At 46.2% G+C, this 23,748-nt stretch carries 21 protein-coding genes; 12 read left to right on the top strand and 9 right to left on the bottom strand.

The window, feature by feature from the left end; all coding sequences use genetic code 11:
• Nucleotides 1-463: 463 nt before the first annotated feature.
• The 5 genes from BLR32_RS14250 to BLR32_RS14270 all read left to right on the top strand — a co-directional run bounded on the left by BLR32_RS14250 (nt 464) and on the right by BLR32_RS14270 (nt 6,857).
• Nucleotides 464-2,917 (top strand): AAA family ATPase, encoded by a 2,454-nt coding sequence (locus tag BLR32_RS14250; RefSeq protein WP_089832868.1) that lies wholly within the window; start codon nt 464-466, stop codon nt 2,915-2,917.
• Nucleotides 2,918-2,971: 54 nt separating this feature from the next.
• Nucleotides 2,972-3,421 carry a hypothetical protein gene (locus tag BLR32_RS14255; protein WP_089832870.1) on the top strand — a complete coding sequence of 150 codons (450 nt, stop codon included), beginning with the start codon at nt 2,972-2,974 and terminating at the stop codon, nt 3,419-3,421.
• Between the two features lie 24 nt (nt 3,422-3,445).
• Nucleotides 3,446-4,822, top strand: a complete 1,377-nt coding sequence (locus tag BLR32_RS14260; protein ID WP_089832872.1) for a DUF5458 family protein — start codon at nt 3,446-3,448, stop codon at nt 4,820-4,822.
• 91 nt (nt 4,823-4,913) lie between these two features.
• Nucleotides 4,914-5,786 carry a hypothetical protein gene (locus BLR32_RS14265; protein WP_089832874.1) on the top strand — a complete coding sequence of 291 codons (873 nt, stop codon included), beginning with the start codon at nt 4,914-4,916 and terminating at the stop codon, nt 5,784-5,786.
• A 12-nt stretch (nt 5,787-5,798) separates the two neighbouring features.
• Complete coding sequence (locus tag BLR32_RS14270) at nt 5,799-6,857, top strand: transglycosylase SLT domain-containing protein (RefSeq protein ID WP_143011471.1); 1,059 nt, start codon at nt 5,799-5,801, stop codon at nt 6,855-6,857.
• A gap of 109 nt (nt 6,858-6,966) precedes the next feature.
• On the opposite strand, the gene BLR32_RS14275 is transcribed toward BLR32_RS14270, so the two are convergent.
• The 3 genes from BLR32_RS14275 to BLR32_RS14285 are packed head-to-tail and all read right to left on the bottom strand — an operon-like array spanning nt 6,967 to nt 10,295.
• A complete protein-coding gene (locus tag BLR32_RS14275) occupies nt 6,967-8,799 on the bottom strand; it encodes a type VI secretion system baseplate subunit TssF (protein ID WP_089832877.1) in 1,833 nt (610 codons plus the stop codon).
• A 9-nt stretch (nt 8,800-8,808) separates the two neighbouring features.
• Entirely contained in the window at nt 8,809-9,240 is a 432-nt protein-coding gene (locus BLR32_RS14280; protein ID WP_089832879.1) for a GPW/gp25 family protein, read from the bottom strand.
• Between the two features lie 17 nt (nt 9,241-9,257).
• Entirely contained in the window at nt 9,258-10,295 is a 1,038-nt protein-coding gene (locus BLR32_RS14285; RefSeq protein WP_176842282.1) for a PKD domain-containing protein, read from the bottom strand.
• Nucleotides 10,296-10,475: 180 nt separating this feature from the next.
• On the opposite strand from BLR32_RS14285, the gene BLR32_RS14290 reads away from it, so the two are divergent.
• The 5 genes from BLR32_RS14290 to tssD all read left to right on the top strand — a co-directional run bounded on the left by BLR32_RS14290 (nt 10,476) and on the right by tssD (nt 14,679).
• On the top strand, nt 10,476-11,429 hold the full coding sequence (locus tag BLR32_RS14290; RefSeq protein ID WP_089832884.1) for a type VI secretion system baseplate subunit TssG: 954 nt from the start codon (nt 10,476-10,478) through the stop codon (nt 11,427-11,429).
• Between the two features lie 75 nt (nt 11,430-11,504).
• Nucleotides 11,505-12,365 (top strand): TssN family type VI secretion system protein, encoded by an 861-nt coding sequence (locus tag BLR32_RS14295; protein WP_089832886.1) that lies wholly within the window; start codon nt 11,505-11,507, stop codon nt 12,363-12,365.
• Between the two features lie 84 nt (nt 12,366-12,449).
• Nucleotides 12,450-13,625 carry a hypothetical protein gene (locus BLR32_RS14300; protein ID WP_089832888.1) on the top strand — a complete coding sequence of 392 codons (1,176 nt, stop codon included), beginning with the start codon at nt 12,450-12,452 and terminating at the stop codon, nt 13,623-13,625.
• Between the two features lie 39 nt (nt 13,626-13,664).
• On the top strand, nt 13,665-14,177 hold the full coding sequence (gene tssO / locus BLR32_RS14305) for a type VI secretion system TssO (RefSeq protein WP_089832890.1): 513 nt from the start codon (nt 13,665-13,667) through the stop codon (nt 14,175-14,177).
• Nucleotides 14,178-14,292: 115 nt separating this feature from the next.
• Nucleotides 14,293-14,679: a type VI secretion system tube protein TssD gene (gene tssD / locus BLR32_RS14310; protein WP_089832892.1), complete on the top strand. Its 387-nt coding sequence runs from the start codon at nt 14,293-14,295 to the stop codon at nt 14,677-14,679.
• A gap of 78 nt (nt 14,680-14,757) precedes the next feature.
• On the opposite strand, the gene BLR32_RS14315 is transcribed toward tssD, so the two are convergent.
• Nucleotides 14,758-15,144: a hypothetical protein gene (locus tag BLR32_RS14315; RefSeq protein WP_089832894.1), complete on the bottom strand. Its 387-nt coding sequence runs from the start codon at nt 15,142-15,144 to the stop codon at nt 14,758-14,760.
• 8 nt (nt 15,145-15,152) lie between these two features.
• A complete protein-coding gene (locus BLR32_RS14320; RefSeq protein WP_089834162.1) occupies nt 15,153-15,686 on the bottom strand; it encodes a YceI family protein in 534 nt (177 codons plus the stop codon).
• A 174-nt stretch (nt 15,687-15,860) separates the two neighbouring features.
• Between BLR32_RS14320 and BLR32_RS14325 the strand changes: the two genes are divergently transcribed.
• On the top strand, nt 15,861-16,307 hold the full coding sequence (locus BLR32_RS14325) for a DoxX family protein (protein ID WP_089832896.1): 447 nt from the start codon (nt 15,861-15,863) through the stop codon (nt 16,305-16,307).
• Here the strand turns inward: BLR32_RS14325 and BLR32_RS14330 are convergent.
• From BLR32_RS14330 to BLR32_RS14345, 4 genes are all read right to left on the bottom strand, one after another.
• Entirely contained in the window at nt 16,304-16,876 is a 573-nt protein-coding gene (locus BLR32_RS14330) for a Crp/Fnr family transcriptional regulator (RefSeq protein ID WP_089832898.1), read from the bottom strand. The genes BLR32_RS14325 and BLR32_RS14330 overlap by 4 nt on opposite strands.
• Before the next feature lie 15 nt (nt 16,877-16,891).
• On the bottom strand, nt 16,892-17,833 hold the full coding sequence (gene coaA, locus BLR32_RS14335; protein WP_089832900.1) for a type I pantothenate kinase: 942 nt from the start codon (nt 17,831-17,833) through the stop codon (nt 16,892-16,894).
• 48 nt (nt 17,834-17,881) lie between these two features.
• Nucleotides 17,882-19,240 carry an NAD-dependent succinate-semialdehyde dehydrogenase gene (locus tag BLR32_RS14340; RefSeq protein ID WP_089832902.1) on the bottom strand — a complete coding sequence of 453 codons (1,359 nt, stop codon included), beginning with the start codon at nt 19,238-19,240 and terminating at the stop codon, nt 17,882-17,884.
• 103 nt (nt 19,241-19,343) lie between these two features.
• On the bottom strand, nt 19,344-20,351 hold the full coding sequence (locus BLR32_RS14345; protein WP_089832904.1) for a helix-turn-helix transcriptional regulator: 1,008 nt from the start codon (nt 20,349-20,351) through the stop codon (nt 19,344-19,346).
• 485 nt (nt 20,352-20,836) lie between these two features.
• On the opposite strand from BLR32_RS14345, the gene BLR32_RS14350 reads away from it, so the two are divergent.
• On the top strand, nt 20,837-23,683 hold the full coding sequence (locus tag BLR32_RS14350; protein ID WP_089832906.1) for a TonB-dependent receptor: 2,847 nt from the start codon (nt 20,837-20,839) through the stop codon (nt 23,681-23,683).
• Nucleotides 23,684-23,748 lie beyond the last annotated feature (65 nt).

Here is a 23,748-nt window from a genome sequence, read left to right on the forward strand (position 1 = left end):
GGGAACCAAACGGCATCATTCGCGGCAATAGACCCCGTTAGGGGTCTTATTGTTTGTAGCGCGGGGTGCAACCCCGGGAACGGGTGACAACCCCGGGAACGGGTGCAACCCCGGGAACGGATGTCCCCCGGAACGGGCGCAACCCACGAAAACGGAATGGAACCGGGATTTGTACGGGAGATCATAGGTACGCAATGAGCTGACATCTACATTATTTTATCATCTGTCATCTCTCTTTTTCTATAATTATTCCCTGTTACAGCTGTATAATCGATGTATACACGATACTTACAAATGGTATAATATCTTAATCCCTCTTTCCTGTGCGTAATAAATATTTCATATACATTTTCGCTGTATCTTTACTTCAATTAATAAAAACCCGATATTACATTTGAGTAACAGATCTATGTAATATTATGTAACCCTTAAACAGTTAACTGAAAAACCTTGGACGACCCAAATGACCCTGACTACGTATACCATATATGCACCCGAGGTGCAGGCTGCAATACGCATTGCACAGGCGCTGGCAAAAGAACATCACCACGTGAACTATACGCCCGCTCATCTGCTACTGGCATGTCTGCATAAAGAAACCGGTCTTGTTTCACAGCTACAGGCAATGGATGTTGATACTTACTACCTGGAAGAATGGGCAGAAGTGCGCCTGGATAGTATACCCAAGGCAGGACGTTCACCAGAGGAGCCAGAGGCAGATGATTACGCTGCAAACGTGTTGCAGGAAGCAGATGCAGTAAGGATTGAATATGATCTTGATGCTGCAGATGCCTGGTGCTTATTGGTCGCACTCAGTACACCAGGAGTCGGTTTTTCATTTGAGCAGTTAAAGACATTCCCACTACAAAGAACACAACTGCTTACTCACTGTAATAAAAAAGATAATAATAACACTGCGCCTAAAACAACGGTTGTTACAGGTAAAACAACTGCTTATAAATATATTTATCGGCTTACAGACCCGCAGCGGCTGCAAACAAAACATGCACTCGCCGGACGTGATGCCGAAGTGCGTTCTATGTTTGAGATACTGACCCGTAAAGGACGTTCCAGTATCCTCGTAACAGGTGAAGGGGGCGTAGGCAAGACAGCATTGGCAGATGCACTGGCCCGCGCTATTGTCAATAAACAGGCGCCGCAGCAATTGCAGCAAACGGATATCTATGCACTGGATTATGGTGCGTTTATCGCCGGGGCTGCCTATAAGAATGAACTGGAAGATCGCCTGCAACAGATCATTGCTCAGTTGCAGGAGGCCGGAAAACATGTCTTATTTATCGATAACCTGCATACCCTGTTAGATAAACAGCCGGGATCTGCGGGAGGCATTGGCAACGTGCTGAAGGCTGCCATGAACAAGGGTGATATTACCCTGATCGCTACCAGTACACCAGAAGGTTATCGTAAGCTGATAGAACCGGATGGCTTACTGCGCCATTGCTTTGAGATCATACAACTATCCGAGCCGGACGAGTCAACCACTGCACGTATGATACAGGCAGTGATGCCGGATTACGAAAGCTATTACCATCTTAAGGTAGCACCCGAGGTAATTGCAGAAGCCATTAAACTGTCGCGTCGTTATCTCAAGGAGCGTAGCTTACCGGACAGTGCGGTTAACCTCTTAGATCGCACCCTCGCAGCTATACGTACTACACAGGATACCGGCGTGCAAACGCTGGATGATCTCAAGGTAAAGCTGGATGCAGCGGGCGATAACAAAGAAGAATTACTGTGGTGGTATCAGCAATGTATGCGACGTTTCAGCGCATTACTGACCACCCGTTTACAGATGGAACAGGATGTATATAAGATCGATGAGGTGCCGGCATTAAAGGCTGCATTGAACAATATCATCACGCAACTGGAACCCCTGGTGCAAATGCAGCACACAGAGGCTACAGCCACTGACCTGGCTACCATGATCGCAGAAAGTACGGGTATCCCTTTGGGTAAGATCCAGTCGGGAGAACGGGAACGCCTGGTGAATATGGACCTCGAATTGCGGAAACGGGTAGTAGGGCAGGACCATGCATTGAAGACAGTTTCGGATGCTATCCTGGAATCCCGCTCCGGTCTCAGCAGACCCGGTCAGCCGATAGGTTCATTCTTTTTCCTGGGACCAACAGGTACCGGTAAAACGGAGCTGGCAAAATCTTTGGCAGACTTCTTGTTCCAGGATGAGCGGTGCATGATCAGGTTTGACATGTCCGAATTTAAAGAAGAACACTCGGCGGCATTACTATATGGCGCTCCGCCGGGATACGTTGGATATGAAGAAGGGGGATTGCTGGTAAATAAGATCCGTCAGCAGCCCTATGCCGTAGTCTTATTTGATGAAATAGAAAAAGCGCATCCATCAGTATTTGATATTTTCCTGCAGATAATGGACGAAGGTAAGTTGCATGACCGCCTGGGTAAGACCGGCGATTTTTCAAACGCCCTGGTCCTGTTCACCTCCAATATAGGAAGCGATGTTATTGCTCAATCTTTCAGACAGGGAGTCATACCATCTTCCCAGCAATTAATGGAGATCATGGCGCGGAATTTCAGACCCGAATTCCTCGGCAGATTGACGGAGATCGTACCATTCGGTCCTATTCAGCAGGAGAACGTAGTGAAGATATTTGATATTCATCTTAAACATCTGCTGCAGTTACTCGCGCAGCAACAGATCAACCTGGAGGTGTCTGCTGCCGCAAGAGAACAACTGGCGGCAGAAGGATATTCGCCGTTATATGGCGCCCGTCCATTAAAAGAAGTGATCCGTAGCAGGTTACGGAAGCCCTTGTCACGCATGATTATAGAAGGTAGCCTGCAACCCCGTATGACTGTTAAGCTGGATGTAGACGCTCAGGGTACGCTGCAATGGCATACCGGCGCTCAGGAAGTTTAGGCAGGATCAGAAGAAAGGACCATAGAACATTTATTGTTGTAAAAACCAATTGATATGAATGACAATTACGGTATTGGTGGTAACGAGGTGAAGCTCGACGCCAATGAGGCCATTGTTGAGATCTCTCATAACCGGACCCTGTTTGCTGAAAAGTTAACCCAGCAAACACCTGTTAAACCGGAAATCGTGCAGGGACTAACTACTGTAGAAGCAGTATTCGAACATTACAAGCCTGCAGTGAACATGCTGTTCCACGATGCAGAAGGCCGTACTATTCCCGAAAACCTGGAGTTCCACAACCTCGGCGACTTTGGTGTGAAGGGTATTACCGCCCAGAGTACTTTCTTAGATAATCTTGCGACCGAAAAGGAACAGTATCTCAAGATCATGAAACATCTGAAGACAAACAAAATACTGAAGGCTGCTCTGGCTGATCCCGCTGCCAGGCAGGCCTTACTGGAAACTATCCGGGGGTTGGTAGCAGACCTGAATAATAATAAGTAATTGACAACTTGACAACTTGTTCTTATGGCAGAATTACAAAAACAGCAGGAGCAGCCGGAAGCGCTGCAAGGTGCAGCTGCGAAGCAGCAACCCGCGTCCCTGCAGGAAAATTTAGATATACTGGCCAGGTACGGCGGCTTTGACCTGCTGGAAGGTACGATAGAAGGTGTGCAGAATCTTAGCCCCGAACGTAAGGCGCGCCGCAATATCTTTTTAACAGAAAGCAGCAAAAAAGGAGAAAGAGATAAACTGAAAAAGACACTCGAACTCTGGGAGAAAGTGCTGACCGAAGCACAGGATCTGCCCGATATGGTCAGCTTCTGTACAGAACATTCTGAACAGGCAGAAAGAGTGTTGAACAATAACCTGGGTGAAGCAATAGAAGTGACCCGTGAGCTTGAACAGTCGTACCGTAATGTTGCCCTCTTCTTCAAGAATACGGAATCAGATAAAGTGAAAAACGTTGCCTTCATCAACGTGGAACTGGACCAGTTGAAAGACCTGGACAATACCCGCTTTATCGACGCTATTCACCAGGAGCTGGTCAGCAATTATGACCGTCTCGATCTGCGTGATAACTACAGCCTGCTGGTGTTACCAGGTTACCTCGGTTCCAACAAGGTGCTGGAGAAATGGGCGAAGATCGCTTATGAAAATAAGGTGATGCTGGTAACAGACTTCTCTCATCTTGATGCGCCAGACGACGTGATGGAGATGTTTGAAATTGCTAACCTGACCGGTGGTGAAATACATCGCTCCAACGTCATGATGACCTGTAACTGGCTGGTAGGCCGCGGTAAGTTCGACGAGATCAATGAACAGGATAATCTCTATGTTCCTCCATCCGGTGCACTGGCTGGTAAGGTTTACAGAACACTGATGTCGCAGGTAACCGCTGGTAAGAAATTCGGTGGCATGAATGAAGTGGATGGTGTGCGGTTTGAACTGAAGAAGAGTGAAATAGCCAGCCTTGAAAAAATGGGCCTGATCCCCATGGTGAAGGAATACGGTAAGGTAATGGCCTTCAGTGCCAAGACATTGTTCAACGGTGATAATATCGGTTTACAGACATACTCTGTAGTGCGTGTATTTGATTATGTTACCAAAGTACTGATGGACTTCCTGAACCGTCGTGCATTCGAAAACTTCAATGCGAACACCCGTAAGGATCTGATGAAACAGATCATCCGTTTCCTCGACAGCATCACGGGACCTGAAAAACTGATCGAAGACTTTAACGTCCGCAAGTTTGAACAGGACCCTATTCAGAAAGATCGTATTCATCTCAATATACATCTGAAACCATACTTCCCTGCTAAGAACTTCATGATCAAAATGGAAGGTCATAAAGGGGAAGATGCAACAGAATGGGATACCGAATATGAACAGGATAAATCCTGATATGAAAATAGTGAAGCTGAAAGATGGCATGGTCTTCAGCTTCACTATTCCTCATCATTTTAAAAATTAAAAGAAAGGAAAAGATTATCAGATGAAGTATGTCTTAGCAGGCGTCTTCTGTTTTTTATTGTCATGGTGCAATGCGCTCGGACAATCGCAGACAGATAGCATTATTACAACTAAAGGCGCTGTCACCCTTATTACCTGTGGATCAGCAATCACTACATTCCAGATAGGAGATGGAAAGAATTCAGATTATGATTATCGCATAGTAGATGGTAACGTAGTGTTTATACGGCCAACAGTAGCGAATCCAAAAGCTACTAACCTGGTGATCAGGGAAGGAAATAACATACATTACCTCATACTGGCATTCCGTGATAAAGCAGAATTATCCCGGTTGAAATACAATCTTTCTGCAGGTGGTTCCGGCAAGACGGGTACTACAAATACCAGTTCAGGAGATAATACCACTACCGCAACACCTGAGGACAATTCCGCAGCAGATGACGATGCCGCGATAGCTGCGTCAGGTATTGACACCGTCACAGTTGGTAATATCGCAGAAGATTTCCGGAAGCAGAGAAAGGGCGGTCATCAGTATGAAACAACCGCAGATGGTATTACGCTGAGCTTTTCACAGGCTATGAGCCTCAACAACCTGGTGTACTACAGTTTTCATATCAGGAACCGTTCAGGAAAAGCCTATGTGATCAGAAAAGTAACACTGATGCACAAGACGAAAGCAGATACTGCCACGCTGTTCACCATGCCGGTATTATACAGAAAAGGTGCTTCTTCTATAGCTGGCAAGGCGGATGAAAATGTTGTATTTGTTACCGCTGCGCGGGATTTCAAAAAAGAGGATGAGATCATCCTGGTGATGTACAATAAAGCCAGTGAAAACCAGGTAGTGCTGTATACGCCCGTAAGTGCCCTGCCAAAGTATATGATCAGCAAATAGTCATTCATTCACGTGCGTACCATTATTCACATATTGTTTGTTGGCTGTCTTTGCCTGTTTGCATTGACTGGAACTGCACAGCAGGTGAATTTCTGCGGAGAGATTGTGCCTATGGAACGCGACTTCGTTTCCTACAAATTGATGGATGTCATCAAGGGACACCTGAAGTACCGCAACTTCCTGCCGGTGCTGAAAGCCAAGACTGATATTTACTTCCCGATCATTATTCCCATCTTACATCAGTACAATATACCTGAAGATTTTAAATACCTGCCTGTCGTTGAAAGTGGTTTTACCAATGCCACTTCCGCAGTAGGCGCACAGGGCGTCTGGCAGTTTATGCCGGCTACCGCCGCAGCTATGGGCCTGGAAGTGCGATACGATAATGACGAACGCAATCACCTGCTGAAATCTACACACGCCGCCTGTCGTTATCTGCAGCAACTTTACAGCCAGTTGCATTCCTGGACGCTTGCAGCTGCTGCCTACAATTGCGGTGCCGGCAACATATCCCGTAACGTCAGAAAGCAGGGAAGTAATGATTACTATCAGCTCATGCTGAATAATGAAACTGCCCAATACATTTACAAGATCATCGCTATAAAACAACTCTTCGAAAGTCCTGAATTATATATTCCAGGTTTCGGATACAATGTGTTTAATAAAGAGAATGCGAATGTTTCGGTGTTTTCTAAACCCTCGTCAGGGATAGTGCAACCGGGAGAGAAGAATAGGGATTTTAAATCGATCCGTATTACAGTAGATGTGAAATCTAAGGGTAAGTCGCCGGTAGTAGCGGCTGTTTTCGCTGCCAGGTTACAGCAGAACAGCACCTTTGAAGATGGGCAGCTGGTGAGTATTCTATTGCTGGACGATCTGCAGGCGAACGGGGTGTATATACGGAAGAATACTAAGCTGTCGGGCAGGGGCTGGATTGTGAGTGATCGTGTTTATGTGGATCTTGGGTTTGGGAATATGATTACGTTGTGCGATGCCGGTGGGAAGAAGGGGGTGCCGGCAGCGTCATTGAAGTCGGGGGAGGATGTGAGGTTGTTGAAGACATCCTCCTGAGAGGCCTTGTGCTTGCTGTATGATGGTGACATGTCTTTAATGCGCTAATCAGCCGATAGTTTTGTTTAATAATTGGTTCGTTGCTGTCGATGTTAATCGCTTGCCGATCTCACATCAACACCTCATTCATAAATATCCTGTAAGGATAATTATTCGCCGAATGCTCCGTCAACTGTGACAACAATTCATCTTTCAGATAAGTGAGACTTCCCGCTGCATACGTACTGGAAGGTTTAGCCAATATCAACCTGATATCCAGCGTACGGCTATAACCCTCACTGGCGCCTGGCAATACAGACACACCCTTCGACACACTCACTTCCCGCAGCTCATTACCAATCACATAACGGCACAGCGCTTTAATATCTTCCGGCGTCACAATACGGTTACGGCTGAGCAGATGATAACGGTAAAGATTGACCTTTTCGTCTATGCTGAGACGGTCTTTACCTCCCTGGGTATTGGATAGTAATGTAATGGACGCAGGCTGCAACTGCACGCTGCCATACTCCTGCAAACGGCTGCCCATACGTATATTGTTGGCAATACTGCCATTAGTAGTATAAAACTCAATGAAGAGAAAGTCTGCATCTTCCCTTGGCTTGATCATCAAGTAAGGAATATTACCCCGGTTAACGCCCGGTTGTAATTGTTCCTCAAGAGAAGCAATCAGCTGATGCAATTCTCTGATACGGCTGGCAACATAATCATTCCTCACTTCTTCAAAGAGAGAGCTCTCGTCCCTGATCACTTCAATAAGGTAAGCAATGATCTCCTTTGCTTCACGTGAATCAAATCTGCCGATACCACTGCTCCGTACCACAAGTTCTCCTTCCTGCATTTCGCCGGTAGTGGTGAAGTTGCGGACGTGATAGTCTGTCCCTGAAACATCATGTACCCGTTTGATGTCGAAATAAATATCTGATGTGTGCAAGGGCATGATGTTGAGATAACGGTTCAGTCGTTGCGATTGCTCGTTGATACGTTTATTGACAACAGGGAAGCAGTTGATATTACAGAACAGATCTTCCAGTAAAGTATGCCGTATCGCTTCCGGGAATTCAACCCTGATCCAATAAATATCCGGTTGCAGCTTTGTGAGTCCCTGTCCGAATACCTGTTGCAGGGCAGCAGGTGCTGCTGATCGGACAGGGAGATATGCCGGTTTGCTGATAGTGAGGAAATGTTGCCGGAACCGCTTTAATATCTGCTGACTATACTGCGTATTTGTATCGAAGGCAGGTTGCATAATGCTGTCCAGTTCTTCGGAGGCAATATCACGGCTGCTGCTGTAACCGTTTTTTACGGTAAGTTCAGTATCACCGAGGAAGAAACGCGCGAGTGGCAGGTAGTAGTAGAACATTTCCTGCTGATGGGCATTCCTGAGATCGAAGAAGAAGGATAGCTCTTCGAGCGAGGACGGATTTCCTTCCAGGGAAAGACCCAGCCATAAATGATTGGGGGGAGTGTCCGCTTGCAAGGCGCCCTGTAATACCTGTTCCTTGAACCAGTGTTCCCGGGTCTCAAACAGTTTACTGCCGATCGCCATGTATTTGATCTGTCCGCGGAACAGGCGATGCCTGGTCAGGGGCATGAAGAAAAGGTCTTTTGAATTGAAGCCATTCCGCAATGTGTGGAAAAACTGGTGCTCTGCCGTTATAACGGTAGCCGGCTCAGTGCTGGAGGCATGTAGTATACCGTATGCCGGCTGACTACTCGTGATCGGCTCCGGCATCATAATCTGGGCCAGCCGCTCTACCAGGCGTGCATGAGATACATCTACCTCGCCGGAGATCTTTTCGAGTTCACTGGCGCAGGCTTCCAGCAATAACTGCACAATGGGGTCGAAAGATGACTCTACTTCTGCATCGGGGTAACCCCAAAGCCTGGCGGCTGTTTTCAACATGCGGTCTTTGATCCGTTCTTTTTGTTCTCTGGGCATGGCATGACTTTAATCGTAAGACAGCGGGCTCACATAGAAGAAGCTGCTGTAGTGGAATGGTGTTTTATTGCGGGACAAGGTGCCGGTAATGGTCACTTTGATCTTCTTTTTAACCTTGCGGGTATTGAAGCCGGTCAGCTCTTCCTGGCTGACTACGGCCATCACCCTGATCTGTGTTAACCGGCGCTCGTATCGTGAGATGGAGGCTTTTACGGCCATCTCTACCTGCTCTTTCACTTCATTGTTGGATGCCCGGATATCAAAATCCGAATCCCACAGCTTGCAGCCGTACTGCGGATCATCTTTGTTCTCTCCAAGTACGGTGGTGATAAGCAGGTGTATATGTTGCGCCACGGAATCTTCCAGGCTGCAGTCAGGAAGGTCCTTCTTCTGTAGGATGTGGGAGAAGTTCAGTGGCAGTTTATAATACTGACTTTTCATACAGGTAGTGTAAATGATCAGAATATACCCAGGAATTTCTTGTCATATCTTACGCGGATCTCTTTCACACAGCCGTTCTGATCTTTGATCAGGTTCACCAATTCTATTTTGAACCGTTTCTTGCCACGGATCCTGGAGCAGAAATGCGAAAAAGTATCGGTCTCTTTATCATTCAGTAGCACCCGTGCCCCAAGATTATCACAGAGATACTGGGAGAAGTCGGAAGCATTTTTCTGCTTGTCAATCACCTGTGTCAGGAAGAACTTAAACTCGTCATCCGAAATAGCAGGTGTTTTAGGCTTTTCTGGCGCTGCAGGAGCTCCGGCTGACGGATCTGCTGGTTTTGTCTCTTCAGGGAAAGGAATGGGCTCAAAATGGTCATTTGAAGGGCGCTGGGCAGGAGCTGGGAACACGGTGATACGTTTTGTCACCATTTTACTGCTGTCCCCGTTTACGATCAGCGACAGAATGCGCTCTCCCGGAGAGCCAAAAGTATACTTAACCGAATTGCCACCATGGGTTTCTGCATTGGGCTGTAACAGCTGCCATGACCATTTGCTGGCGTTAGGCATGTGATTGGAGTAGGTCACAGACCGTCCTACAAATACTTCTTCCGGACCTTCTATAACAGGGTAGATATCTCCGCGGGTATCAGGCGCTTTTTCCGGAGGGGCATTCAGGATGATTACTTCCTGGCGCCAGTCGCATTTGCCCCTGCGCAGGGTAACGGTGTAGCTGCCTGCTTTGCTGAAAGCATGATATACCTGTAATCCTGGTGCAGTGGCGGTAGAATCACCGAAATCCCAGCTCAGTCCATCATTGCTGCTGCCTTTCAGGTCTGCTCTGAATGTGATCACTTCACCGGCTGTGAATGAATTGGTTTTGTTGGCATGCAGCTGACTGGCTAATACAATAGCCGCCTCACTACAGGTTTCCCGGTTAGATGCCTGGAATGCCAGCAAAACTATGCTGATAGCCAGTAATGACAGAAAAGTATACAATACCATCGGGTCAATATGGCTTGTAATTTTGCTGAAGGGTCTGTACGTATTCACTCTTCGCTCATTTTGGGTCTTGCGCGGGGTCATGGGTTTTTCAATTTCTGCAATTTTAAATATTTTTTTAGATAAATGACTAAACAACCTACATTCGTAGTTGAAATTTTAGTAATTATTGTGTTGTTGAAAGCCTGAATTCAGACCCTGATTAATCGAAAAACCTAAATTAACCCGTTGATGGTAAATAATGCCCAAAAAGCCGCAGTACTCGAAGAAGTCATTGATCATATTCATCGTCTGCATTATGACGTGCGTGCAGAAGTAGTAGTAGGTGAACTGCTGGACAATGATGTGAAAGAGGCTGATGTGGCAGTACAAATGAAGAACGTTTTTACAAGAGCTTTTAATAAAGATATTTTAGATGCACAATTGGATGACTCACAACCTTATCATCCATTTGTAACGCTGACACTCTCGCGCGACGGACTGTACGATCGCTTACCGGAAGGCCTGTTTCATACTTTCTCACCGCAGAAACATCAGGAGGTAAGCGAAATGGTGGCAAACTATAAGAAACATCAGCAGGAGGAACAGGAAGCACGTAAATTCTTCCGTCCGCTGGAACATGAATTCTTCCTGCAACGGGTATTCCTGGAACAAAGAGAGAAACACCTGTTGTTTGATGCTTTCGGGAAAGATGCCGATGCACTGTTCCTGTCTTTCTGGGGCATCCCGCAGGGACTTCCCAAAGGACCGGTTAATAAACTTATCAGGTTAATGCCGTATATTCATCGTATAGCAGGTAACCTGCAACTGGTACAATTATACTTACAGGCTATACTGGATGAACCCGTTGAGATCTCCCGTGAGAACGGACCTGTAGCTGTATCTACTGGTAATCAGACCGGCCTGGGCGACTGCCGGCTGGGAGTGGATACAATGACTGGCAACCTGTTTTATACAGATATGCCGCGGGTACTCGTTAAAGTAGGACCGCTGCAACATCACCGGGTATACGATTTCCTTTCCTGGCAACCTTATGGTAAATTGCTGGAGACTTGTCTGGGCTTCCTGATGCCCGCAGATGTGGAAGTAGAAACGTTGCTGGAACCCCATCCAGATGAAAAACAAGTGGTTGTGGCCGATAGCAGATATAAAGAGGGAATTATGGGATATAATTTTTTCCTGTAGCCTTAAATGGAACTATTTTTGCATGTAATGTTGGCTCTGTAAAACTGTTTTAACCCTTTTCCCAATTGGAAAACTATGATACTTAAAGCGAAAATTTATCTTGTATTAGCTGCCATACTAGCTATCGGATCTCTGATAGTTGGATTGCTGAGCCGTTATATTAAAAACTTTACCCTATATAAGAAAAAGGCATTGTGGTATCTGTTTTTGCTCACGCTCGTATTCGCAGTTATCAGCTCTATTCCTTTCCTCTTCACACATCAGAACCTGGTCAGCCAGTATCTCTTTTACCAGGTATGGTTCCTCGGTCTAGGTATTGCCCATTGCCATATCATGTATACACGGTTCTGGGCAAATGAACGTACACTTGGCTCCGAACTATCCTTTATTGTAGCCATCTGTTTGTTTGGCGGCGTAGGCTTTATGTTAGTGCAGTTCCTTTTCACCAAAGGAGATTTCCTGTATTATCCGATGCTCACCTGCTTCCTCGCATTTGCATTACCGACCTTTGTATACAAGACCTTTGAAAAGATGATGGCTATACCAGCCAAGGTGCATAAGTGGTGGCAGTATCCGGCTTATCATGAACAACCGGAAGTGAATGAAGATGATATGAGAGACCTGATCGTAATTGGGTTTGAACTGGAGAAGAACAGCAGGGACAGTGACCGCACTTATTTCAGGGCACGAACGCCTATTAAGATGGACCTGGGTGACCTGTTCTATCATTTTGTAAATGACTACAACGACCGTTATCCCAATACACCGATCGACGTGATGGACCAGAACGGACAGCCTTACGGATGGGTATTCCATCTCAAATCAAGATGGCTGGGAATAGCCCGTACGCTGGATCCTGAGAAACCTGTATTCATGAATGGTATGCAGGAAAATAGTGTGATCATTTGTAACAGGATTGTGTTGAATAATAATTGAATAACTGATAGTGGTAGTTGACCTGCACAGTTGATCCCTCATATATGTATGTAAACAATCATTTCTTACGTAAACAATCATCCCATGGCAGAGCCGCTCAAACATTTTCCCGTTAACTGGGTGGATGGAATGAAAATAAAAAAGCAGCATTTTGTAGAAACTGAAAATGCCATGCTTGATCAGATCCGGGATGCTATCTCCAGTAGTTTGCATGCGCAGAACTATGGACTATTGCCGGCTAAAGCAGAGAACAAGGAATCGCTCCGTTGCTGGTTCGTAACCGACAACCAGCATCAGTGGCGTATCAAACTCACAGAATGCCGCGCTGTAACTCCGGGTGGCGCCCGTATTGAGATCCCTGAACATACCGTGCATTCACTGAAATATGCAACAACGTTCCCGGAAGCAACTTTCAACTGGGACCCGCAACATACGGAAGGAGCTTACTATATCATGATTCAGGTGAATCCCTTTGACCGTCAGCCAAGTGGAGAACCGCTGCTGCATGAAGATCCACCCCGCCTTCCATATGCTACGCCTGAATACCACTTGTTCGTACAACCGGTATCGCAATTACCAAACGGACAGCTGGGTAGTTACCAGATGGTATTAGGCCGTATCACCGTTACAGATGGCCGGCCGCAGTTGGATGATGATTATATACCGCCCACCAGTATTGTGTCCGCGCATCCTGCACTAGCAGACCTGCACCAGGAGCTGGACCAGTTCCTTGGTCACCTGGAATTGCATGGTGTCCAGATCGTACAGAAGATCTATGGCAGGAATCAGAATAATGATCTGGCACAGGTGGTACTATATATTACAGAAAGGCTGGTGCAATACCTCGGTACACGTATCTCACAGTTCCGCTGGTTAGGTTTGTATCAGTCGCCCGCCGAAATGCTGGAAGTAGTAGCCGGTCTGGCGCGTACTATCAAAAATGCAGTTGATCTACGTGCTGGCACCGGTAAAGAAGAGTTGCTGAATTACTTCTCAGAATGGTGTGAATTAAGGCAGGGAGAACTGGAAACGCTCATGGTAAATTGTGCGAATATACGTTACCGGCATATCGACGTCAGGGAATGCCTGCAACCAATGATCCCCTTTGTTCGTGCAGTCAGCAAACTGTTTGAAAGTCTGAGCAGACTGGATTATATCGGACGCAAAACAGACAGCGGCATTTTTGTGAAAGAGGAGTCAGCCGAAGATGCGGAATACCTGCGTAAGCACAAGACAAAAAGATGGTTCTTCACAGATTAATTTCATTCAAACAATAATTTCATTCAAACAATATAATACATGCGTGTACTAAACAAACAGGAGAGAACAGTCGCCTTTTTATGGTTCCTGCTTTTCTTCGTTATCACGGTAGGGCTCTTTGTACTGGCCGTATTTTTCAACTACCAGGTACCTTCAAGAGAGAACACTGCGCTCCGTAAACAACTGAGCTCTTTCCGCCAGGAACAGGCTTTTCAGGGAGATTTTCTGCAGAAGATGGAGAAGGTGAAAAACAACCTTGATTCTATTAATCTGCCTAATCAGAATGCCAATTACATGGATCAGGTGATAGCACAGGATCTCGTAAATATGCGTAATACCATCCCTAAAGAATCAGTAACACACTACGGGCTGTACAATAATATTATTCAGAATTTATTGTCCATTCAGCAAAGTAAACAACAAATGAGAGGTTTACAGAATGCACAACAGACTATTGCAGAACTGAAAGAGAAGATTGCGGACCTCAATAGAGAACTGGAAACGACGAGAAATGAACTTGATTATAACAGACAGATTATGAGATCAAGATGAGTTAAATTTTTGGTCGTATTAAAGGATTAATTTAAATTTGAAACATAGATAAATACATAAATAGTTAGCTTCATTTATTAGTTCTTTATTGCAAACCTTAAACATTTAACCCATCATGTCCTTCAAATCAGTCTTTGAAGTAGCTGGCAAAAAAATGGTAGTAAAACATTGCAGCTACGATCTCACACAGGAAGTAGACGCTACCGGCCGCCCCTCATCAATAACCCGCGGTGGTCGCATCCGTCTCGTTGTCGAATCAACTGGTGAAACAGATCTCTTTGAATGGATGGTGAACAACTTTGAAAGAAAAGATGGCACCGTTACATTCTTCAAGAGAGATTCTGATGCCGAGTTGAAGAAACTCAATTTTAAAGAAGGTTACCTGGTAAAGTTTGAAGAGTCTTTTGATTCTGACGACAAGAGCCCGATGACCGTTGCATTCACCATTTCTGCCCGGGAATTGAGTATGGGCAGTGGCACCCATATCAACGAATGGGTTTGAGTGGTATGATTTGTTAGCTAAACGAAATTATGCCATGGCCCTCGCGGATAACGCGGGGGCTTTTTGGTTCTTATAGCATCAGTTCCAGAACATCGGCTTAAAGGCAAACCAGCCGAGCACCGGAAATAACTGCATGGGTACAACGAGGCCCGGAAATAATTCGGGGTGATCTACATCTAAGGGAAGACTGATCATAAAAGGGATGATAAGGCTAACAAATGTGCCGCCGGTGAGAAGGAGGTTGGTTAAAATTGTCATATCCTTTTTGAATAGTTTATCGATACCAAAACAGAACAGTGCAATCAGCATCCCGGCAAACAGGGAAGCACTGAATATACTGGCTGTTGATACAATACTACTAAAGGAAATATCCAGTGCAGCAACGTAGATGCGATAATAAAAAAAAGCAGCAAGCCCTGAAAAAGAGCCTGCTGCCAATCCGTTGAGGAAGTATTTTTTAAACATGTAATTGCTTATTGGGTAACCGGAACACTTACATTTAATTTGAACACGTCGTCAACCCTGCCTCCTGCTTCGCCAATACCAAAGTCGACGCGGTTTACATTAAAGTTACCATTAAAAATGCCTCCGTTACCATTTCTTGTGAAAGTGAATGGAACCGTGAATGGTTTCTTCACACCATGCATTTCCAGTTCACCCTGCGCTTCATAACCCGCTGCAGTTTTATTCACTTTTGATGCAACGAAGTGGATGGTGGGATATTTGGATGCATCAAACCATTTGCTGCCTTTTGCATGTGTATTCTTTAAGCCATTGCCGGTATTGATGGACGTTACGTCGATAGTCACGTCAAACCTGGAAGCGGCCAGGTTCTTTTCGTCAAATATCACCTGTCCTTTCAGATCTTTGAAGATACCGTTGGCGCCCGAGCCGGAAAACTTAATAGAGTGGCCCTCTGCAATCTTCCAGTTCTGGGAAGATACAAAGGTGAAAGCAGATGCCAGCAGAATGATGGCAGCTGCAAACGGATAAAATGCTTTTTTCATTGTAGTGTTCATTAGTGTGATTGTGTGGTTCAAAAGTAATCGGATAATTACTCTGCTGCAAAAACGATACCTATAAATAAATGTTAATAAGTTAGCCCCCGCGGTAGATAAAAGCTAACAAATGTTAGTCCGCCGGGACAGGTTTTATGGGAACTTTGTGTCAAAATCAAGACGATGGCATTCCTTTCCGGACTTTTATCAATAGGATTATTATTACTGCTGGCAGGCCACTTATTCAATGTTCCCTGGTTGCAGCAGTGGCAGCACGATGCACAGGTGGCCGCTGCGGTCATGTTTGTACTGATAGGCGTTATGCACCTGGTTACACCCCGGAAACTGACGTATATGATTGAAGGCTGGCTGCCATATGCCCTGGAGCTGGTATTGATCAGCGGTATATTCGAAATAGTATTGGGATTGGGATTATTGATCCCTGGTGTCAGGAACTATGCTGCATGGGGACTGATCATATTACTGATCCTCATGTTCCCTGCAAATATTTACGTAGCGGTAAAGCAATTACCTGCGCCAGGCGGTTTACCGGCAAAAGCCTGGTATACCTGGAGCAGACTGGCCTTTCAACCTGTTTATATTGCGTGGGTGTGGTGGTGCGTGCGTTAAAGCTCCCGTCTGATACGGCTCAGGCTTTCGGGTGCTATGCCCAGGTAAGAGGCAACGTATTTTACGGGTATCTGCTGTACTACCTGCGGATGTTCTTCCAGCAGCTGAAGGTACCGTTCTTTGGCACTGAATTGCAAAAAGGCCAGCTCCCGCTGATACTTACGGACATACTGGTATTCTGCCAGCAAACGGCCGGTATGTTCTGCCGCATGACTTTTCCTGTATAGTTCCTGCAGATCGGCGTAATAGAAAGCAAAGCCATTTACAGGCGTTATAGCCTGCAAAGATACGATAGAGGGCTGCTGGGTAATAAAAGAGGCGTAGGCGGTCGAAAACTGGCCCGGAAATGCGAAATCGAGGGATACTTCCTTGTCCTGGTGTACGGTGAATACCCTGACAATACCCGACGAAATAAAATAGATCGCAGAAGAAACCCTGCCCATATGAGCAAGAAAAGAGCCGTTACTGAACTCCACAGGTTGCAGTAACGGCTCAAATAAATGCCAGTTATCTCCCGAATGTTTGTCAAGCTGTAATATGGCCTGTTTTACCTCGTTGATATCTGGCATGTCAGGTATTTTAAATCAGATCCTTCTTAGTTTCAGCGACTGTACAAAGTGATGGCTGCCCTTTTCCAGTATCAGGCTGGCCCTGAAGCGGGTAGGCATAATGTTCAGTTCCAGGTTTGGTTTGTTGATCTCATTCCAGATGTTGGTTGCAAATTCTTCTGATTCCGCATCGGATAAATGTGCATACCTGTGGAAATAGGAGTCAGGGTTCTGGAAAGCTGTTTGTCGCAGGGACTTGAACCTGGCGATATACCATTGTTGCAGGTCTTCCAGTTCCGCATCCACATAGATGGAAAAGTCAAAGAAATCAGAAACGAAGATAGTAGGTTCACGCTGCTGTTGCCTTGGTCTTACCTGCAATACATTGATGCCTTCAACGATCACAATATCAGGAGATTCTATCCATTGTAGCTGGTTTGGCAGGATGTCGTATTCCAGGTGACTGTACACAGGGGCAGCTACCCTTTCCCTGGCAGACTTAACATTGGCGAGGAACTGTATCAGTCCGCGGATATCGTAGCTCTCGGGAAAGCCTTTGCGGTTCATAATACCCCGCTGTTCCAGTACCCGGTTGGGGTAAAGGAATCCATCCGTGGTGACGAGGTCTACTTTGGGATGGTTAGGCCAGGCTGACAGCAAACGTTGCAGCACGCGGGCTGTTGTGCTTTTGCCCACAGCCACGCTACCGGCAATACCGATTATAAAAGGCACCTTCAGGAACTGACTGCCCAGAAAGCTGTTGGTGGCAGCATGGAGTCGCTGCGCACTGCTCACATACAGGTTCAGCAAACGGGAAAGCGGTACATAAATCTGGGTGATCTCGTCCATCGTCAGCGGCTCGTTCAGCCCCTGCAGCGTATCGATGTCATTGAGTAAGTGTAACATGGGATCGTCACTCCTTTTCGCCCATTCTTCCCTGCTGATTGTAATATAGGGAGCATAATTATTCCTCGTCATGAAGATTTTGTTGCCAGTTTACGTGTTGTTACCTGTTTTTTCAGGCTGCTAAGCTATGTAAACCGTTTTAACATTCAAAAATTCATGTGTGCCTTCAAGAGAGAGCTCCCTGCCGTAACCGGACTGTTTTACCCCTCCGAAGGGCAGGCGGGCGTCTGAACGTACCATGGCATTGATGAATACATTTCCGCTATCTACCTGCCGGGCCAGCCGTCTGGCTTTATCAAGGTCGGTGGTCCAGAGGGAGGAACCCAGCCCGAAAGGCGTCTGGTTGGCCAGCTGAATGGCATGGTCTTCATTGGCTGCTTTGATGATCACTGCCAGCGGACCGAAGGTCTCTTCTTCAAAAGCTGTCATGCCGGGTTGTACGCCGGTGAGTAGGGTAGGAACGAAGTTAGCCTCCTGGTGCTGCCCGCCTATTGCTAAACTGGCGCCCTGGGCAACAGTTTGCTTTAGTTGATGCGCCAGCTCTGCTGCCAGATCAGGTCGCGCCATGGGACCCAGGTCCGTCTCCGGATCGAAAGGATCTCCCTGGCGCATATGTCCAAGAATACTGCTCACCTTGTCGGTAAAGTCGCCCACTACGGCTTCCTCCACGATCCAGCGTTTGGCTGCGATACACGACTGTCCGGCGTTTTGCATGCGGGCTTTCACGGCTATTTTAGCTGCTTCGTCCAGGTTGGCATCCTTCAGCACAATAAATGGATCACTGCCACCCAGTTCCAGTACTGACTTCTTTATGTATTTCCCTGCGAGTGCGCCAACACTCATACCAGCGCCAGTGCTGCCCGTAAGGGTAACTCCCTGTACCCGTGGATCAGCTATCACAGGTTCAATGTTCTTTGAATTGACCAGCAATGCCTGGAAAGCACCTTCCGGGAACCCTGCTTCCAGGAACAGGTCTTCCATGGCCAGGGCACAGCCGCTTACATTACTGGCATGTTTCAGCAGGGCAGTATTGCCGGCCAGCAGGTTAGGAATCGCGAAACGGAACACCTGCCAGTAGGGGAAGTTCCAGGGCATAATAGCCAGTATGATGCCTTTAGGCTCATATGATACATAGCTTTGCTGCGCATCAGAGGTGATGAGCTTGGGTTGCAGCATTTCAGCAATATGTTCTACATAATATTCAGCGGAGGTCGCGCACTTCAATACCTCGGCTTTTGCCTCCTTAAGGGTTTTCCCCATTTCCCGGGTAATGATAGCCGCATGCTCTTCTACATTCGTCTTCAGTAAACCCGCCAGCTTCAGCATCCAGTCGCAGCGTTCCTGCAGGCTGGTATGCGATAAATGACGGTATGCCTGGTAGCCCCATGCGAGCCGTTGTTCAATGTCAGCCTCTGAATGTGCGGCATATTCAGCTATTGTTTCCTGATTGTATGGATTGATACTTCTGAAGGTGCTCATATAAAACAGTTTACACTATTGCAAACAACTTACATGACTGCCTGCAACAGTGTAAATGTAACGTTTATAAAGCATCTCCGGTGGAATGGATGATGTGTGGAAATTATTCGGTATAACGGAACAGTAAAGGACTGCAATTGAAGTAGTTTGTGAAAGCGATAGCAAGCGTTTTGAAGGAGGTGTATCCGGTTAATAGTGCAATGCTGTTTAATGGCATATCCTGATTAACCAGCATTTTGGCGGCGCTTTCCATACGGTAAAGATGTATGAAATGATTGACGGAAATGCTGTTCAGCTGGTGGAATCCTTTCGCGAGAAAGTTCGCACCGATGCTGAACCGCTGACACAGGTACTTCAGTGTAAGTTGTCTGTGTATATTCCATTTGATATATTCTTTCACACGGTCCAGTACAATAACATCATGCGTTATCAGTTCCATCTTGTTGTTCCTTTGAGGCAGGAGCTGCGCTATAAAATGTTCAAGCATGAGCATACACTTTTTCTCCCGGTAAAAGACGGTCGCTGCCTCATTGAAACGGCAATGCCTGATATCCTGCACCAGCATCATGAAATAAGCATCCAGCATTACCTGGCGGGGAGCGTTGATCATGCCACCTTTGTTTTTCTCTGCTTCCAGTACTTTCCTTTTAATATCGTAAAACAGCCGTTTGAATGAGGGTTGCTTTAACAGGCGGAATAAGGTGTCATTTTTGAAGCTGGTGTGAAAAAAGCAATGTTTGCCTTGCGGAATAATGGCAACATTGATCGCTTCGAGGTAAAAGAGGTTCACTTCTTCTTTTCTCAGTTCCACGCTGTCTGTACCGTTTACAAACGCATCCACATCGTTGTTGTCGAGTGAAATATGCAGGTGAAGGGACGGCTTCAGTGGAGTAGGTAATACCTCTGTTTCAAGGGCTTCGCATATTACCTGGTGTTCAAATACCTCAAATAAACCGGCCTCCATTTTTTGCAGGAAAACAGTCTTCCGGGCATCGCCGTGCAGTGTCATCGTGGAATGTTGGATGATGGCGCCGGCGAATCTCGGGGGTACATCTGAAACAGAGAATATATCCTTAAAAAATTCAACTGCCGTTGCTGAAAACAAAAACATGTTGGGTTGGTTTTAGGGTGAATAACGTAGTCTGACATTCACCCCGCATTATGCTGGCATGAATATCATCAGGATATTACATAACATGTATCAGCTGTAGTTAACAACCATCTTGTGGTGAAAAGGCGGCGGCAACCTTAACCGGATAACAAGAGGGATATTGTTATTAAATAAGCATTCAAATGACAAACAATAGCATGCAGATTACATTCTCAGTAGCTATCTGAGAATAAAATTATCCTTTTGTTTATTGTCAATAGTTAATAACTCGTTAACGATTGAATGATCTGCCTGAAATCTTCCTATCTGTTCCAGTTTTAAACAAGTATACATGGATGGATGTTAATATCTGAGAGATAATTTATAATGAATAGATGAGATATAAATGTTGTTGCATTCACCAGATAATACTTGAGTACAATAACACTATTTTATCTATATGCTTGAAATAGGTTATATTTAACAATAACCCAAACACAACACAAATGAAGTCAACCAGGAATCTAATTCGTATTGTATTCTTAATGCTATTTCTGTATGTACCATTAGTAACGGTATATGCCCAAAAGCAAAGAATAACCGGTAAAGTCACCGATGCCACTACAGGAGTACCACTTGAAGGGATCACCGTGCGGGTAAAACAGGGCAACGCCGGTACCTTGACCGGCAAGGATGGTACCTTTTCCATTGAAGCAAAAACAGATGATGTGCTGGAACTGAGTGCAATTGGTTTCAGGCAATTATCTGTTCCTATAAACGGCCGTACACAGGTGGATATACAGCTCACTTCCACAGTATCAGAGCTGACACAGGTGGTACTGGTGGGTACCCGTTCCGGCGGACGGGCAAAGATCGAGACCCCTGTTCCGGTGGATGTCATTTCCCTTAGCCAGGCCGCCTATCCTACGGCCAAGATGGATCTGACGGCCCTGCTCAACGTGTCTGCGCCTTCCTTTAACTATAACAAGCAGAGTGGTAGTGATGGCGCTGACCAGATTGACCTGGCTACGCTTCGTGGCCTGGGACCAGATCAGACCCTCGTGCTGGTAAATGGTAAACGCCGCCACCAGACAGCTTTCGTGGCCGTATATGGTACCCGTGGCCGTGGTAACTCAGGTACAGACCTCAATGCTATTCCCGAAGCAGCTATTGACCGTGTAGAAATACTCCGTGATGGCGCTTCTGCACAATATGGTTCTGATGCTATCGCAGGTGTGATCAATATCATTCTTAAGAAAGATGTGAATCACCTGTATGTGAATGCCGGTTATGCCGGTTATTATGACCATAAATACAATACCTACTTCGGTAAGGAATTAAACCAATACAAGAATAACGGCGCCATCGACGGTAACGCCGTTTCTGTCGGACTGAATTACGGCGTATCGCTGGGTAAGCATGGCGGCTTCCTGAACTTCTCTGGCAACTTCCTGAAGCAGGGCAAAACTTTCCGCCAGGTGCTGGATACCAATCTTGCTCATCCAGATGCCCTGCCGATTAACGTGGTAAGAAGATCCTATGGTGATGCTTCCAAAACTACCGGTGGCGGTATGCTGAACCTGGAACTGCCTTTTGCTGACGGACGCACTACTTTCTATGCCTTTGGTGGATATAACCATAAGTTTTCCGATGCCTATGCCTATACCAGGCATTTCAATGGGAATAACCCCAGTTCCAGCGGACATCCCGATCGTTTCCCTACAGACGCGAACGGGAACCTGATCTACTATTCTGATATCATGTACCCGGTTACCTCTCCCGGTGGTCTACCTAACGATACCGTGTTTGATCCGCATATTCAGAACAAGATCGATGACTGGTCTGCAGCTGCCGGTATCAAAGGTGAGTTTGGCAATGGCTGGACCTGGGATCTGAGCAATGCCCTGGGCCGTAACAATTTTCACTTCTATGGCGATAAAACTTTCAACGCCTCTATGGGCGCCAACACGCCTACCCATTTTGATGATGGAGGATTCTCTTTCCTGCAGAACACAGCCAATCTAACCGTTGGTAAGGATATCGCTGGTGTAGCCGCAGGCCTGCACTTAGCGCTGGGTGCTGAGTACAGGTATGAGAATTATAAGATCTATGCGGGAGAAGAAGCTTCCTACAGAAATTATGATCCTACTTTCTTTAAGGCCACAGGTGCACAAGGTTTCCCCGGGTACCGTCCTTCCGATGAAGTGGATGCCAACCGTTCCAATGTGGCCGGTTTCGTGGACGCAGAACTGGATGTAACAAGCAAGTGGTTGATAGGCGCCGCAGTACGTGCTGAAAACTATAGTGATTTTGGTTTCACCAGCAATTATAAGTTTGCTACCCGCTATAAAGTAACACCTAATTTTAACATCCGCGGTTCTGTCAGCACAGGTTTCCGCGCTCCTTCACTACAGCAGATCAACTTCAGTTCCCAGTATACCAACGTACAGGGAGGACTAATTACTGAAGTGAAAATTGCTCCCAATACGAACAGTATTACAAGAGCTGCAGGCATCCCTGATCTGAAGCAGGAGAAGTCAGTGAACGCGAGCCTGGGCTTCACCTGGAAACCGCTGAGCGCACTGTCGGTAACTGTAGATGGTTATCTCGTAAAAGTAAAAGACAGGATCGTATTGTCCGGCCAGTTCAGCGCCAGCGATACCACACTGTCTGAAGAACTGTACAACACTTTAAACTCATTGCATATAGACAACGCACAGTTCTTCGCCAACGCGGTAAATACAACCAATACCGGTATCGACGTAGTGATCGACTATAACAAACGTTGGGCGAACCAGCGTTTCAGGGCATTACTGGCAGCTAACTTCCAGCACATGAAGATCGACAAGATCAATGTACCGGAAAGACTGAATGACTCTTACCTGCACAGAAAATCTTTCTTCAGCGACCGCGAAGAACGCTTTGTACTGGCTTCTGCACCTCCGGTGAAGATTGGCCTGAACCTGGACTACGGTATCAACAAATTTGGTGTAAGCGCTCACGTGACTTACTTCGGTAAAGTGGAACTGTATGGTTATGGTTGGAGCGGAGACCTGGCTGGTACAGGTATTAATCCGGTAGTAGGTCTGGATAGCGATCCTGACAAACTGGTACCTGAGCTATTCAAATATAAAGGCAAGGCCGTAACAGACCTGGCTGTAAATTATAAAATCACCAAACAACTTAACTGGTTCGTAGGTGCTGATAATATCTTCAATGTACACCCTTCATTGGGCGTTGTGAACGGAGCCAGGTTATCAGCTTATGACAGCGAGAGCGGTGGCGCATGGGATGCAGTGCAGATGGGTTTCAATGGTATCCGTCTCTTTACACGTTTTGTGCTGACATTATAATGGATGATGTAAGTATAAATAAAAAGGTCTCGTATTAAACGAGACCTTTTTATTTATATAATGTT

Source organism: Chitinophaga filiformis (assembly GCF_900102545.1).
In the GTDB taxonomy this organism is placed as follows: Bacteria; Bacteroidota; Bacteroidia; order Chitinophagales; family Chitinophagaceae; genus Chitinophaga; species Chitinophaga filiformis.

What these genes read in the sequence shown, in the direction of transcription:
- BLR32_RS14255 (WP_089832870.1), top strand. Translation starts at nt 2,972, where the DNA reads ATGAATGACAATTACGGTATTGGTGGTAACGAGGTGAAGCTCGACGCC.
- BLR32_RS14295 (WP_089832886.1), top strand. Translation starts at nt 11,505, where the DNA reads ATGATACTTAAAGCGAAAATTTATCTTGTATTAGCTGCCATACTAGCT.
- BLR32_RS14325 (WP_089832896.1), top strand. Translation starts at nt 15,861, where the DNA reads ATGGCATTCCTTTCCGGACTTTTATCAATAGGATTATTATTACTGCTG.
- BLR32_RS14265 (WP_089832874.1), top strand. Translation starts at nt 4,914, where the DNA reads ATGAAGTATGTCTTAGCAGGCGTCTTCTGTTTTTTATTGTCATGGTGC.
- BLR32_RS14340 (WP_089832902.1), bottom strand. Translation starts at nt 19,240, where the DNA reads ATGAGCACCTTCAGAAGTATCAATCCATACAATCAGGAAACAATAGCT.
- BLR32_RS14280 (WP_089832879.1), bottom strand. Translation starts at nt 9,240, where the DNA reads ATGAAAAGTCAGTATTATAAACTGCCACTGAACTTCTCCCACATCCTA.
- BLR32_RS14260 (WP_089832872.1), top strand. Translation starts at nt 3,446, where the DNA reads ATGGCAGAATTACAAAAACAGCAGGAGCAGCCGGAAGCGCTGCAAGGT.
- tssD (WP_089832892.1), top strand. Translation starts at nt 14,293, where the DNA reads ATGTCCTTCAAATCAGTCTTTGAAGTAGCTGGCAAAAAAATGGTAGTA.
- BLR32_RS14300 (WP_089832888.1), top strand. Translation starts at nt 12,450, where the DNA reads ATGGCAGAGCCGCTCAAACATTTTCCCGTTAACTGGGTGGATGGAATG.
- coaA (WP_089832900.1), bottom strand. Translation starts at nt 17,833, where the DNA reads ATGACGAGGAATAATTATGCTCCCTATATTACAATCAGCAGGGAAGAA.
- BLR32_RS14250 (WP_089832868.1), top strand. Translation starts at nt 464, where the DNA reads ATGACCCTGACTACGTATACCATATATGCACCCGAGGTGCAGGCTGCA.
- BLR32_RS14350 (WP_089832906.1), top strand. Translation starts at nt 20,837, where the DNA reads ATGAAGTCAACCAGGAATCTAATTCGTATTGTATTCTTAATGCTATTT.
- BLR32_RS14290 (WP_089832884.1), top strand. Translation starts at nt 10,476, where the DNA reads ATGGTAAATAATGCCCAAAAAGCCGCAGTACTCGAAGAAGTCATTGAT.
- tssO (WP_089832890.1), top strand. Translation starts at nt 13,665, where the DNA reads ATGCGTGTACTAAACAAACAGGAGAGAACAGTCGCCTTTTTATGGTTC.
- BLR32_RS14345 (WP_089832904.1), bottom strand. Translation starts at nt 20,351, where the DNA reads ATGTTTTTGTTTTCAGCAACGGCAGTTGAATTTTTTAAGGATATATTC.
- BLR32_RS14330 (WP_089832898.1), bottom strand. Translation starts at nt 16,876, where the DNA reads ATGCCAGATATCAACGAGGTAAAACAGGCCATATTACAGCTTGACAAA.
- BLR32_RS14315 (WP_089832894.1), bottom strand. Translation starts at nt 15,144, where the DNA reads ATGTTTAAAAAATACTTCCTCAACGGATTGGCAGCAGGCTCTTTTTCA.
- BLR32_RS14320 (WP_089834162.1), bottom strand. Translation starts at nt 15,686, where the DNA reads ATGAAAAAAGCATTTTATCCGTTTGCAGCTGCCATCATTCTGCTGGCA.
- BLR32_RS14275 (WP_089832877.1), bottom strand. Translation starts at nt 8,799, where the DNA reads ATGCCCAGAGAACAAAAAGAACGGATCAAAGACCGCATGTTGAAAACA.